At 59.6% G+C, this 13,347-nt stretch carries 13 protein-coding genes; 7 read left to right on the top strand and 6 right to left on the bottom strand.

Going from position 1 to position 13,347, the window contains the following annotated elements:
* Positions 1-19: 19 nt before the first annotated feature.
* Genes ACEWMW_RS11615 through ACEWMW_RS11600 form a run of 4 tightly spaced genes read right to left on the bottom strand, consistent with a single transcriptional unit; the run spans position 20 to position 1,176 of the window.
* The gene (locus ACEWMW_RS11615) at positions 20-448 is read right to left on the bottom strand and encodes a hypothetical protein (RefSeq protein WP_409414104.1); all 429 of its coding nucleotides are present in this window, start codon (positions 446-448) and stop codon (positions 20-22) included.
* Positions 435-629, bottom strand: coding sequence for a helix-turn-helix transcriptional regulator (locus ACEWMW_RS11610; protein ID WP_409414103.1), 195 nt, complete (start codon positions 627-629; stop codon positions 435-437). Before ACEWMW_RS11610 ends, ACEWMW_RS11615 begins: the two co-directional genes overlap by 14 nt.
* Positions 626-1,054: a hypothetical protein gene (locus tag ACEWMW_RS11605; protein ID WP_409414102.1), complete on the bottom strand. Its 429-nt coding sequence runs from the start codon at positions 1,052-1,054 to the stop codon at positions 626-628. Before ACEWMW_RS11605 ends, ACEWMW_RS11610 begins: the two co-directional genes overlap by 4 nt.
* Positions 1,054-1,176 carry a hypothetical protein gene (locus ACEWMW_RS11600; RefSeq protein WP_409414101.1) on the bottom strand — a complete coding sequence of 41 codons (123 nt, stop codon included), beginning with the start codon at positions 1,174-1,176 and terminating at the stop codon, positions 1,054-1,056. The genes ACEWMW_RS11605 and ACEWMW_RS11600 overlap by 1 nt, the downstream gene beginning before the upstream one ends.
* A gap of 172 nt (positions 1,177-1,348) precedes the next feature.
* On the opposite strand from ACEWMW_RS11600, the gene ACEWMW_RS11595 reads away from it, so the two are divergent.
* The 3 genes from ACEWMW_RS11595 (at position 1,349) to ppdK (ending at position 7,275) form a co-directional block, all read left to right on the top strand.
* Positions 1,349-2,299: a glycine--tRNA ligase subunit alpha gene (locus ACEWMW_RS11595; RefSeq protein ID WP_409414100.1), complete on the top strand. Its 951-nt coding sequence runs from the start codon at positions 1,349-1,351 to the stop codon at positions 2,297-2,299.
* Positions 2,299-4,491 (top strand): glycine--tRNA ligase subunit beta, encoded by a 2,193-nt coding sequence (gene glyS, locus ACEWMW_RS11590; RefSeq protein ID WP_409414099.1) that lies wholly within the window; start codon positions 2,299-2,301, stop codon positions 4,489-4,491. Before ACEWMW_RS11595 ends, glyS begins: the two co-directional genes overlap by 1 nt.
* Before the next feature lie 120 nt (positions 4,492-4,611).
* Complete coding sequence (gene ppdK, locus ACEWMW_RS11585; protein ID WP_409414098.1) at positions 4,612-7,275, top strand: pyruvate, phosphate dikinase; 2,664 nt, start codon at positions 4,612-4,614, stop codon at positions 7,273-7,275.
* A gap of 7 nt (positions 7,276-7,282) precedes the next feature.
* On the opposite strand, the gene ACEWMW_RS11580 is transcribed toward ppdK, so the two are convergent.
* Entirely contained in the window at positions 7,283-8,026 is a 744-nt protein-coding gene (locus tag ACEWMW_RS11580) for a methyltransferase domain-containing protein (RefSeq protein WP_409414097.1), read from the bottom strand.
* Positions 8,027-8,066: 40 nt separating this feature from the next.
* On the opposite strand from ACEWMW_RS11580, the gene ACEWMW_RS11575 reads away from it, so the two are divergent.
* The 4 genes from ACEWMW_RS11575 to ACEWMW_RS11560 all read left to right on the top strand — a co-directional run bounded on the left by ACEWMW_RS11575 (position 8,067) and on the right by ACEWMW_RS11560 (position 11,894).
* Positions 8,067-8,867 carry a double zinc ribbon domain-containing protein gene (locus ACEWMW_RS11575; protein WP_409414096.1) on the top strand — a complete coding sequence of 267 codons (801 nt, stop codon included), beginning with the start codon at positions 8,067-8,069 and terminating at the stop codon, positions 8,865-8,867.
* A gap of 310 nt (positions 8,868-9,177) precedes the next feature.
* The gene (gene hisI / locus ACEWMW_RS11570) at positions 9,178-9,561 is read left to right on the top strand and encodes a phosphoribosyl-AMP cyclohydrolase (protein WP_409414095.1); all 384 of its coding nucleotides are present in this window, start codon (positions 9,178-9,180) and stop codon (positions 9,559-9,561) included.
* Positions 9,562-9,593: 32 nt separating this feature from the next.
* Positions 9,594-10,043, top strand: a complete 450-nt coding sequence (locus tag ACEWMW_RS11565; RefSeq protein WP_409414094.1) for a MerR family transcriptional regulator — start codon at positions 9,594-9,596, stop codon at positions 10,041-10,043.
* Between the two features lie 45 nt (positions 10,044-10,088).
* Positions 10,089-11,894, top strand: a complete 1,806-nt coding sequence (locus ACEWMW_RS11560) for an acyl-CoA dehydrogenase C-terminal domain-containing protein (RefSeq protein ID WP_409414093.1) — start codon at positions 10,089-10,091, stop codon at positions 11,892-11,894.
* A gap of 50 nt (positions 11,895-11,944) precedes the next feature.
* On the opposite strand, the gene ACEWMW_RS11555 is transcribed toward ACEWMW_RS11560, so the two are convergent.
* Positions 11,945-13,345 (bottom strand): arginine deiminase family protein, encoded by a 1,401-nt coding sequence (locus ACEWMW_RS11555; RefSeq protein WP_409414092.1) that lies wholly within the window; start codon positions 13,343-13,345, stop codon positions 11,945-11,947.
* Positions 13,346-13,347 lie beyond the last annotated feature (2 nt).

Raw genomic sequence — 13,347 nt, 5'->3', positions numbered from 1 at the left:
AAGTGAACATTTGATGAAGTCAGCGCAAGCCAATTTTTCGTAGCAAGTAAGTACCCATGCTTACAGCCAGTGTGGCGAGATAGAGTGTCCATTGATGTGGTTGGCTCAACACCCCTGCATCGTAGAACACGTGCCACACGGGAAAGGCGACAATATAGAAGTAGAGGCCGATCATACCGGCCCAAAGATTATCCATCACATCGAGTTCGTCGACGCGGCGAAAGTAATCCCAAGAGAACCAGACAAATCCGGCTACAGCTAGCGCTACAAAAACCACGAGCGCCCAGGGCGGGAAACTTCCATCAGCCACTGAATCAGCAGCGTAGCCGCTGAAGAACCCGACAAGGCCGGCTCCGAAAAAGCCGATAGCGCAAAAGCGAAAAAATCTGTTCCTGCGAGATTTCAGGCGCTGTTCGCCGGTCAGGGTGGATTCGTTATTCGCCGTCATCGAAAATCTCCTCGATCGGCATGTTGAAAAGGCGGGCGATGCGAAAGGCGAGCGGAAGCGATGGATCGTGCTTGCCGGTTTCGATGGCATTGACCGCTTGGCGTGATACGTCGAGATGGCCCGCCAGTTCGGCCTGGCTCCAGTCTCGCTCTGCGCGCAGGACTTTGAGGCGGTTGTTCATTCTCTGACACCTCTTATCCGGTAGGTAAAGTAGCCCACTGACCAGCTACCCATGAGGAGAGCGATCAACTGGCTGGAGCTGGGTTCGCCGAGCCAACGTGCAAGAAGAAAATCGCTGGTCCAAAGAAGTGTGACGACCATAGTGGTCATGACTGAAATGACTGCACCGTTCGCGAGGAGCTGGAAAGTGTATTCCTCGCCATTGTGCCGATCCAGCGCGGCAAGTTTCGTAACAATTAGGCCGACAAGCAGCATTAAGCCGACTACACTGATACCGGTGAGTAGCGGTTCGGGTGCGTTGGGAATTTTAGGACTATCATCGAACGAGTCGAAGATCAGGCCCACAGAGCCAAAGATGGCCATTGCGCCGAACGCAAGGTCAGCAACGCGCATCTGGCCGTCACGGCTCATCCTTCCGAACAGCATTAGAATGCCCTCACGATTGTGATGAGAATGTCGGCCATGCCATAACCCGCAAGGAGTAGCGTTGCGTTGGCAAGCTGCCGCGCGATCAGTTCGGTTGAAAGCGATGTTAGTCTACAAATCATGGTCAGGTCCTATCAAGTGATCGTGACGATATGTCAGGTATGCCTGACTATATGTCGTGATTCGCTGACAATGTCAAGACTACCTGACAAAAAGTCGTAACTACCTTCCTTCCGGGGATCGATCTTGCTGCGCCATTGACGCTTTCGGCCTGCTCCGCCATGGGCGCAGCCCATGAGCTCGATACCCCCACGCGACCCGGCCAAAAGCTTTCAGGACATGATCCTCGCGCTCCACGATTACTGGAGTGCCAAGGGCTGCGTCATCCTCCAGCCCTACGATATGCGCATGGGGGCGGGGACCTTCCATCCCGCGACCACTCTGCGCGCGCTGGGTCCCGAGCCGTGGAATGCCGCTTTCGTGCAACCGAGCCGCCGCCCGACCGATGGACGCTATGGCGAGAACCCCAATCGGCTGCAACACTATTACCAGTACCAGGTGATCATGAAGCCGAGCCCGCCGGACTTGCAGCAGATCTATCTCAAGAGCCTGGAAGTGATCGGGATCGATCCACTCAAGCACGATATCCGCTTTGTCGAGGACGATTGGGAAAGCCCGACACTCGGCGCATGGGGCCTCGGCTGGGAAGTCTGGTGCGACGGGATGGAAGTCACCCAGTTCACCTATTTCCAGCAGATGGGAGGCTTCGATTGCAAGCCGGTCGCCGGTGAGTTGACCTACGGGCTCGAACGCCTCGCGATGTACATCCAGGGCGTCGACAATGTGTACGACCTCGCGTTCAACAAGCCGCCAGCCTCAAATAGCGGAGCGGTAGGCGAACAAAAGCCCGTTTCCTATGGCGATGTGTTCCTCGAGAACGAGAAGCAGATGTCGAAGTGGAACTTCGAAGTCGCCGAAACCGATGCGCTGTTCGACCTGTTCAACAAGGCTGAAGCCGAGTGCAAGAATGCGCTCGCCAATGACGTGCCAATCGCAGCGTATGAGCAGGCGATCGAAGCGAGCCACATCTTCAACCTGCTGCAGGCGCGCGGCGTGATCAGCGTGCAGGAACGCGCCAGCTACATGGGCCGGGTGCGCGATCTCGCCCGCGGATCATGCGAGAAATACGCCAAGCTCAATGAGGACAAATGGGCGCGGGATTATCCGGAATGGAGTCTCGTCTGATGCCTGACTTCATCCTCGAATTGCTGTCCGAAGAAATCCCCGCGCGGATGCAGGCCGGTGCGCGCGCAGAGCTGGAGAAGCTGTTCCGGCGCGAGATGGACGCGGCAGGCGTTTCGACCGGCGAAATCTCGGTTTACTCCTCGCCGCGCAGGTTAGCGTTGATTGCGCGGGGCCTTCCGCAAGCGACCGAAGCCGTCAGCGAGGAAGCCAAGGGTCCGCCCGAAGGTGCGCCCGACCAGGCGATCGACGGCTTCTGCCGCAAGAACGGCGTGACGCGTGAGCAACTCGAACTGCGGGATGTCAAAGGGCGCAACACCTACTTTGCCGTGATCCAGAAGCCGGGCAGGGCAACGAAGGATGTCCTTGCCGAAGCGATCCCCGCGATCATTCGCGATTTCTCTTGGCCCAAGTCGATGCGCTGGGGCGATGACTCGATCAGCACCGAAAGCATGCGCTGGGTGCGCCCGCTCTCGGGCATTGTTGCGATCCTTGGCGAGGACCTCGTCGATTGCAAGATGGGCGATATCGAGAGCGGCTATGCAACGCATGGTCATCGGTTCCACTGCCCCCGCGATATTACGATCGGCTCTGCGGATGACTACGCCGAAAAATTGCGCGCCTGCCATGTGATCGTAGATCATGAGGAACGGGCCGATTTGATCCGCGACGGCGCTCGCAATGTGGCCGAGGATGCCGGACTGAGGCTGGTCGAAGACGAAGGCCTCGTAATCGAGAATGCGGGCCTCACCGAATGGCCGGTGCCGCTGCTCGGGCGTTTCGACGAGGAATTCCTCGATGTTCCGCCCGAAGTGATCCAGCTGACTGCGCGCGTGAACCAGAAGTATTTCGTGTGCGAGGATGCGGACGGGAAGCTCGCGAATGCCTTCGTTTGCACGGCCAATATCATGGCGGAAGGCCCGGCAGTGGTGGTCGATGGCAACCGCAAGGTCCTCGCCGCAAGGCTGTCCGATGCGCGCTTCTTCTGGGAACTCGACCAGAAAACGCCGCTTGCCGAGCACGCCAAGGGGCTGGAGCGGATTACCTTCCACGAGAAGCTGGGCACGGTTGCCGACAAGGTCGAGCGCGTGGCCAAGCTGGCGGAATGGCTTGCCAGTGAAGGGATCGTTCCAAATTGCGACCCGCAGGCTGCGCGGCAGGCTGCCGAGCTTTGCAAGGCCGATCTCGTCACCGAGATGGTCGGCGAATTCCCCGAATTACAGGGTCTGATGGGCGGATATTACGCCGAGAAGGAAGGCCTGCCGCAGGAAGTCTCCGAAGCCATCCGCGATCACTACAAGCCAGTCGGGCAGGGCGATGAAGTTCCGACTGCTCCCGTGACGGTGGCAGTGAGCCTGGCGGACAAGCTGGACACGCTGGTTGGGTTCTTTGTCATCAAAGAGCGTCCCACGGGATCGAAGGACCCCTTTGCTCTTCGTCGCGCCGCCCTCGGAATTATAGAGCTTATCCTGAAGAACGACATTCGGATCGAGCTCGATTATGCCACCGCACGCGCTGCGAACTTGGTGTTTCGCCAGCATGAGAGCCGTAGTGATCACGAAGAATGGTTCGCTGAACATAGCACAGCGGAACTCTATTTGGCCGTGCCGGAATTCTTCGTTGATCGCTTGAAAGTGCAGCAACGGCAGGACGGAATTCGTCATGACATCATTGATGCGGTTTTCAAGCTTTCCAAACGAAAGGATGAGATTGTTGGTAATCTCGCCCGCGTGAAAGCCCTCCAGTCATTCATGGACAGCGACGACGGCGCAAACCTCCTCGCCGGGTACAAGCGCGCGGCGAATATTTTGAAGAAGGAGAACTTCGTCACCCCCGCGCAGGCGGGGGTCCAGAGCGGCGAAGAGGAGCCTGGCCAACTGGATTCCCGCCTCCGCGGGAATGACGAAGGTGGTCAGGCGCGCGTTGAACTTTCCTACACGCCCGAAGCAGCCGAAAAGGCGCTGATCGACGCGCTCGATGCTGCCGAGCCGAAAGCCGCCACCGCCATCGAAGCCGAGGATTTCGAAGGCGCCATGGCCGCGCTTGCATCGCTGCGCACCCCGATCGACACCTTCTTCGAAGAAGTCACAGTTAATGATGATGAAGAAAACAAACGTGCATATCGGCTCGGATTGCTTGATCGTTTCCGTGCTGCAGTGCACAAAGTCGCGGACTTCTCGAAAATCGAAGGGTAATCCTAAGGTGACATATCCGACGCCGGACTTTGCCGAAAACATCAGTATTATGAGCAAGTTGGGCGGACAGCGATATCTCGCAAAGACCCCGAGTGGCTGCTCCATCTACGGAGCCCGGGCATGACGCAGACGGTCTACACATTCGGCGGCGGCGTGAAGACGGACGATCCGCGCGCCAAGGACAAGACGATCACCGGCGGCAAGGGCGCCAACCTCACGGAGATGAGCGAGATCGGCCTGCCGGTCCCTCCCGGTTTCACAATCACCACCGAGGAATGCGTGCGCTATCTTAACGAGGGCGCCGATTTCAGCGACGACCTGCGCGCGCAGGTGCGGGAAGCGCTGGGTCATATCGAAGCCACGGTCGGCAAGACGCTCGGCGACGCATCCGATCCGCTGCTGGTTTCGGTCCGTTCGGGCGCACGCGTTTCGATGCCCGGAATGATGGACACGGTCCTGAACCTTGGCCTCAACGACGCGACAGTTGCCGGCCTTGCGGCCACTTCGGGCGATGAACGCTTTGCCTGGGACAGCTATCGCCGCTTCATCCAGATGTACTCCGATGTCGTACTTGGCATCGATCATGGGTTGTTCGAGGAAGCGCTCGAAATCGCCAAGGAAGACAAGGGTCTCTACGCCGATACCGAGATGGAAGCGGACGACTGGAAGGAACTGGTCGCCGAATACAAGTCCATCGCCGAAGAGGAGCTGGGCAGGCCGTTCCCGCAGGATGTGACCGAACAGCTGTGGGGCGCAATCAAGGCGGTGTTCGACAGCTGGGACAGCGACCGAGCCAAGGTCTACCGCCGCCTCAACGATATTCCGGGCGACTGGGGCACGGCGGTCAACGTGCAGGCGATGGTGTTCGGCAATATGGGCGACAGTTCGGCCACGGGCGTGGCGTTCACGCGCGATCCGGCGACAGGCGAGAAGGCCTATTACGGCGAATGGTTGGTCAATGCGCAGGGCGAGGATGTGGTCGCGGGCATCCGCACGCCGCAATATCTCACCAAGGCGGCGCGCGAGGCGGCGAATGCCAAGCCGCTCTCGATGGAAGAGGCGATGCCCGAAGCGTATGCGCAGCTCGCCGACGTGTTCGAGCTGCTCGAAAAGCACTACTGCGACATGCAGGATATCGAGTTTACCGTGCAGCAGGGCAAGCTATGGATGCTGCAGACGCGCTCCGGAAAGCGCACCGCCAAGGCCGCACTCAAGATGGCGGTGGACATGGCGGGCGAGGGCCTGATTGACGAGAAGACCGCGATCCTGCGGGTCGATCCGATGGCGCTCGACCAGTTGTTGCATCCCACGCTCGATCCCGAGGCCAAGCGCGATGTGCTGACTTCGGGTCTGCCTGCGTCGCCTGGTGCGGCGAGCGGCAAGATCGTGCTCGATGCCGACACTGCCGAAAACTGGGTCGCACGGGGCGAGAAGGTGATCCTGGTGCGGGTCGAGACATCGCCCGAAGACATCCACGGCATGCATGCAGCGCAAGGCATCCTCACCGCGCGCGGAGGCATGACGAGCCACGCGGCTGTGGTTGCACGCGGCATGGGGCGCTGCTGCGTCTCGGGCGCGAGCGCGGTTTCGATCGACATGAAGGCCCGCACGCTCAAGATCGGCAGCCGGGATCTCAAAGAAGGTGATACGCTCACGCTCGATGGCGGCAATGGCCAGGTGATGGCGGGTGAAGTCGCGACAATCGAGCCGGAACTGGCGGGTGACTTCGGGGTGCTAATGGAATGGGCCGACCGGCACCGCCGCATGAAAGTCCGCACCAATGCCGAAACGCCGGCCGATTGTCAGATGGCGCGGCAATTCGGCGCCGAAGGGATCGGCCTGTGCCGCACCGAGCACATGTTTTTTGATGCCGCGCGGATCAGCGCGGTACGCCAGATGATCCTGGCCGAAGACGAGAAGGGGCGGCGCGAGGCGCTGGCCAAGCTGCTCCCCGAACAGAGGGCGGACTTCAAGTCGATCTTCGAAGTGATGGCGGGCCTGCCGTGCACGATCCGCCTGCTCGACCCGCCGCTGCACGAATTCCTGCCCCATGGCGATGCCGAGTTCGAAGAGCTGGCCAATGTCACCGGCTACGGCGTCGACCACTTGAAGCGGCGCGCGGGCGAACTCCACGAGTTCAACCCGATGCTGGGCCATCGCGGGTGCCGCCTCGGGATCACCTTCCCAGAAATATACGAGATGCAGGCGCGCGCGATCTTCGAAGCGGCTTGCGAGGTCGCCAAAGAGAGCGGTGAGCCGGTTGTGCCCGAAGTGATGATCCCGCTGGTTGCGACCGGGCGCGAGCTGGAACTGCTCAAGGCACTGGTCGACCGCGTGGCGCAGGAAGTGTTCGCCGATACAGCCTGCGAAGTCGAATACCTCGTCGGTACGATGATCGAACTGCCGCGCGCAGCTCTGATGGCTGGCGAGATCGCCGAACATGCGATGTTCTTCAGCTTCGGCACCAACGATCTGACGCAGACGACACTAGGTGTTTCACGCGACGATTCGGCGCGGTTTCTCGCGCCCTATGTCGACAAGGGCATCTTCGCGCGCGATCCATTCGTCAGCCTTGATATCGAAGGCGTCGGCCAGCTGGTCCAGATGGCAGCAGAGCGGGGCCGGGCAACGCGCGGCGACATCAAACTTGGCATTTGCGGCGAGCATGGAGGTGATCCCGCTTCGATCCAGTTCTGCGAAGAAACCGGGCTCGATTACGTCAGCGCGTCACCCTACCGGGTGCCGATCGCAAGGCTGGCCGCGGCGCAGGCGGCGTTGAGGTAGGAAGAGCTCAGGCCCAGCCTGTCAGCGTCAGGATTTCGAAGCGTTCGGCGGTCTTGCCGTCGTGCGCGGCATCGCGGAATGATTGGCGCGCGCGCTCCAACGCCGAGCGGGTTAGGGGAGGCGGCGCGGAAGTCAGCTGGTTGGTGAAGCCATGCGCCCTGAGATCGGCCACGAGGCGGTCCAGCGTCGCATAACGCACGTCGATCCCCTGGCTGTCGACCACTTGCCGCGCGAAGCCGGCGCGCTGCATCAGACCGGAAGCGGCGCGGGTATCGATCATCGGATGCATCCGCGCTGCTGGCCTCTCGCCATCGGCCGCCAACATGGCTTCGCGCAGCTGGACCAGGCTTCCCGCGCCAAGGAAGCTGGCAATTGCGATCCCTCCGGGAGCCAGCGCCTTGCGCATATGGATCAGTGCGCCGGGCAAGTCGTTGACGCGGTCCATTCGCGCAAGGTTGGCGATGACATCGAAGCCGCCGGGCCACGGCCGCTCCTCATCGAACTCGAGCGGATTGGGCGCGACGACTTCGCTGCCCATGACCTTGAGCCTTACCGCGAGATCGGTCCCCTCTGCGCCGATCAGGAGCACGCGTTTGGGTTCGGCGCGCATGAAGTCGAGCCGTTCAAGCAAGTCCTCGGCCATCTCCACCAGAAGGAACCGGTCGCTTCCCATCTGCGCGGCTCGGCGGAGTGCGGCGCGCTTGCGCTCCTTCGCGAAAATCTGCGGAGGGGAGGGGGGCTTCGCGGCCATTCGCCTTGCCTACACGCCGCCGGAAGTGCAGCAAGTAGAAATGAGGGTCGCAGCTCGCCTCAAGGAAGATCTCGCGCCGCTGGTGGACCTGGTTTATCCGCCGCGCTGCCCATTGTGCAGCGAAGCAATGGCAGCGCAGGATGGTGTGTGTGCCGATTGTTGGAATGGCCTTGTGATTCCCGGCGAACCGTGTTGCTCGTTGTGCCAGCGCCCATTTGACAGTGCTGAGCTTGGCGAGGCTGCAATCTGCGCGCCGTGCCTGGAAAAACCACCGCGCCATGACGGAATTGCTGCCGCCACGCTTTATAACGATGCGTCGCGAAAGCTCGTTCTATCGTTCAAGCATGGTGGCAGGATTGCCCTCGCGGATATGCTGGGACGGCTGATCGCAGCGAAGGTTCCGCCATCAGATCAGCGCTACCTTGTGGTGCCGGTTCCCTTGCATCGGTGGCGGCTATGGCGGCGTGGTTTTAACCAGTCGGCCTTGCTGGCCAAGGCCATTGCCAAGTCGATTGACGCAGAACTCGCTCTTGATGGCCTTGTCCGTCACAAATCGACCCCATTGCTGGCCGGGATTGGCAAGGCGGCGCGCAAGAGGATCCTGTCCGGCGCAATTGCGGTACCCGCGCATGCACGTGCAATGATCAAGGGGCGAGCAATCCTGCTGGTAGACGATGTTCTCACCAGCGGCGCGACAAGCGAAGCCTGCGTCGGCGCGTTAAAGCGAGCCGGTGCAGACGAGGTAATCGTCGCTTGCTTTTCAAGAGTGCTTAACGAGCTATCGCCAGATCGGGTGGACCAAAACGAAACGCCCGGAGCACAAGCCCCGGGCGCAACGTGACGATATTCAGTAAGGATCCACCTTGCGGCTTGAGCCAGCATCCCCCAACGCTAACCCGGGATCCGATCCCTCATGTTCTTGGAGGCGCCTGGCTATCTTGCTGGCTGCATCTCCATACCCCTGAACCTGGCGCTATTGCTGCACCGTCGTTCCGACGCGTGACCCCTTCGGGTCATCGCTTTCATTTCATGCTTCTGGTTAAAGACAAAGGCTGAAGCGGCGGCTACGAGGATTTTGCCTGATTAATGTGGTTATCGTGCAACAAAGCATCTTCCAGGCTAGGAAGCGCACAATCTTTGAAAGGTTCGCAGTGAATTCCGGAGAAATATCTAAGGTTGAGCGCGAGGAGGGATCCCGTTTCCTGCCGAATTTCGGCGCAGACGGTCTGCTCACCGCCATTGTGACAGATGCACAGGACGGTACCGTTTTGATGGTCGCACACATGAATGGGGAAGCTCTTGAGGCGACACTCGAAAGTATGGAAGCGCATTTCTATTCTCGATCCCGGTCCTGTTTATGGAAGAAAGGCGAGACTTCAGGGAATGTCTTGAAGGTGGAAGAGATACTGGTCGACTGCGATCAGGATGCGCTTGTGCTGAAGGTGCAGCCAGCCGGTCCCGCATGCCATACGGGAGCTCGAAGTTGTTTCTATCGGTTGATCGAGGATGGCTCTCTCCAACGCGTCAGCGATTGACGTTTACGTAAAGAACAGCTAATTCTCGTGGCATGGCTAGTTTGCAAAGCGATGAGCATCTCACCGGCGCGCATCTCGATCGCCCCGACGTCCACATGCGCGAGCAATTCTCGATTTCGGACCTGACCAGCGAATTCGAATGTTCTGCTCGGACCCTGAGATTTTATGAAGACGAGGGACTGATCGCGCCGTCACGGATCGGACTAACGCGTGTATACTCCAAGCGCGATCGCGCTCGCCTCGCCTGGATCATGCGTGCCAAGAATGTAGGCTTCAGTCTCAATGAAATCCGCGAGATGATCGACCTGTACGACCTCGGCGATGGCCGCGCTGAACAGCGCCGGTTCACTGTCGAGAAGTGCCGTGACCACGTGGCCAAGCTCAAACGGCAGCGCGCCGACATCGATTCATCGATCAGCGAGTTGACCGAGTTCATCGCAGTTGTCGAAAAGCAAATCGAAGAAGACGGCACGCAAAGCTAGTCTGCCGCGCACACTGCAAAACACAGGAATACCAAGGAAAATTCGATGCCCAGCTACACCGCCCCCAATCGCGATTTTCGCTTTGTCATCAATGAAATGCTCGATCTGGAGAATTATGGCAATCTTCCGGGATTCGAGGATGCGACGCCGGAGATGGTCTCCGCCATTCTCGAGGAATCCGGCAAGTTCACCTCCGAGGTTATCGCGCCGCTCAACCGCGTTGGCGACGAGCAGGGTTGCACGCGCCATGAAGACGGCTCGGTGACGACGCCCGAAGGATTCAAGGAAGCGTTCGACCTCTACCGCGAAGCGGGTTGGGGCACGCTTACGCAGCCCGAGGAGTTTGGCGGCCAGAACCTGCCGCAGGTGATCGGCTTTGCGCTTAAGGAAATGATGTCGAGCGCGAACATGGCTTTCGGCATGTATCCCGGCCTCACCAACGGCGCGATCCAAGCCTTGCTGGCCAAGGGCAGCGAGGAGCAAAAGGCAACCTACCTGCCCAAGATGGTGTCCTGCGAGTGGACCGGCACAATGAACCTGACCGAACCACATTGCGGCACCGATCTTGGCCTCATCCGCACCAAGGCAGAACCGCAAGCCGATGGCAGCTACCTCATCACCGGCACCAAGATCTTCATCTCGGCCGGCGAGCACGACATGGCGGAGAACATCATCCACCTCGTGCTGGCGAAGACTCCCGGAGCGCCCGACAGCTCGAAAGGCATCTCGCTGTTCGTCGTGCCGAAGTTCCTCGTGAATGACGATGGTTCTCTTGGCGAGCGCAACGGCGTCAGCTGCGGCTCGATCGAACACAAGATGGGTATCCACGGCAACTCGACCTGCGTGCTCAATTACGATGAGGCGAAAGGCTGGATGGTCGGCGAAGAAAACAAGGGCCTCGCGGCGATGTTCATCATGATGAACGAAGCGCGTCTGGGAGTGGGTATGCAAGGCCTCGCGCAGGCAGAAGTATCGTACCAGAACGCCGTCGCCTATGCGACCGATCGCAGGCAGGGCAGGGCGCTGACAGGGCCCGAAGAACCCGAAGCCAAGGCCGACCCCATCATAGTCCATCCCGATGTCCGCCGCATGTTGATGGATGCCAAAGCCTTCAATGAAGGCATGCGCGCGTTTTCCCTGTGGGGCGCATTGCAGGAAGACCTGAGCCACAAGGCGCAGACGGAAGAAGAGCGGGCCACCGCCATGCTCATGATCAGCCTGCTCACTCCGGTGATCAAGGGATACGGCACCGATAAGGGCTATGCGATCGCCAACGATATGCAGCAAGTCTTCGGCGGCCACGGCTATATCGAAGAATGGGGCATGAGCCAGTATGTGCGCGATGCCCGTATTGCCCAGATCTACGAAGGTACCAATGGCATCCAGGCGATGGACCTGTGCGGAAGAAAACTGGCGCAAAACGGCGGAGCAGCGATCCAGGCATTCTTCGCCATGCTCGATGAGGACATTGCTGCGGCGAAAGGCGAGGAAGGGCTGTCTGATATCGCCGAAGCGCTCGAGAAGGCGCTGGGCCAGCAGAAGGCAGCAACCATGTGGTTCATGCAGAATGCGGCGACCAATCCCAATAACCTCGGCGCAGGCGCGCATCATTATATGCACATCATGGGTATCGTGTGCCTGGGCTACATGTGGCTCAAGGCGGCAAAGGTCGCTCAGGCAGCACTCACTGCAGGGACCGACGATGCGAAGTTCTACGAAACCAAGCTCGTCACCGCTCGCTACTATGCCGAGCGCTTCCTGCCCGATGCGGGCGCGCTGCGCCGCAAGCTCGAAGCGGGCAGCGATGCCATGATGGCGCTGGACGAAGAAGGTTTTGCTACGGCGGCCTGAGCGGCAAACAGATTATCAAGAAAGGCTCGCGTTTGCGCTCGGGCCTTTCTTTAGGAACGAAGCAACGGCTGCGTCAGACAGTGCGGCCCGCCGTGCCAGTTCCACAGCTCTCGTCCCGGGAATGTGTCGACGGCAAGCCCATCAGCTTCGAGCGCAGCCTGGGTTGCTGGATTACCTTCATAGGCGATCACTCGGCCCGGTAATGCCTGAACCACATTGGAAGCCTGGCGACGCTGTTCGCCATAGGTCACGGACATAAAGTGGGCGAAGGCCGCCGCATCGCCATCGGGGATTGCACCGCCTGTGTTGGTAACGCGATACCCCTGCGATCGACAATAATCGACGAGCTTCATATCCTCGATCTTCTCAGCCTTGCCGCTACCAGCTTTGCAGAGTGTCAAGGTGCCTATGCCTTCGAGTAGTTTGAGTGATTTTTCCGCTTCCTTCTCATCCAACAAGGATTGCCTCACAGCCCCTCTAATGTAGCGCGCCAAAGGACTATCTTTGGAATGTTCCATCTCGAAGATGTACGGCAGTGACAGAGCGTGCTTGTGCCCGACGAGGGTGAAGCTTGTATCGAGATGAAGGAACAGGAGCCCAAGTTGGTTTCTGTCACGATTTTCGCCAGGATAGGTCTCACGCAAGAACTCGGGAGTCCCAATTTGCACAGCTATGACGTCGATATCCAGCGCGCGCGCGATTGCGGGCGCGGCATCCGGCGATGTTCGATTGCCCACGCCCAAGAACATCGTGTTTGCATCGGCCATCATCGCATCGCCGCCTTCTACGATGAAGCCCTGCTCAACCGCATCGAGTGCGACGTCCACGCCCGCCAACATCGGGGAATAGCGATAGACGAAGCGCAGGAGCATGTTTTCGCGTCCACGCCAAGTCGAACTCGAATTGCAGATGACCAAACCCTTCGGCGTCATGAATGCGCTGTCGCGAGTCCACATCGTGCTACCGATTTCGTCCACGATATGATCGTAATTTCCTGCCGCATCCAAGCGGTAGAGATAGTCTGGATCGGTCCCGAGAATCACTTCGGCGGTGATGTCATCCGGTGAAGCACCAAGCCGGGGAAAGGCAGCATCGATCCACGCTTCCCAAATACCGCTTGCCAGCGTGGCAGCGCGCGCGGCGTTGAGGGCATCGGTCACTTCAATCACCTCCGCCCCGCTTTGGCGCAATAGCGCGTTGAGAGCCGCATGCTGTGCCTCGGCATCCTCAGGGGCAAAATCGACATCGGGGATTAGCGCGCGGCCGAACTGCGTCGTAAACGCGCTCCCGGCTTTCACAGAATGAACCAGAACCTTGTCCAGTTTCCCGATATCGGATGTCAGTGGGGATTTTGCTTGCGCCGCCGCAGAACCCAGCTTTCCAATGCCGGATGCTGCCAAGATTGCTATAGCGCCGCTGCCAGCGATGAATTCTCTCTTAGTTGCGTACATCG

Origin of the sequence: Litorerythrobacter xanthomarinus (assembly GCF_046254955.1) — a bacterium.
Classification (GTDB): domain Bacteria; phylum Pseudomonadota; class Alphaproteobacteria; order Sphingomonadales; family Sphingomonadaceae; genus Qipengyuania_C.
This window is presented reverse-complemented; position numbering and strand designations above follow the sequence as displayed.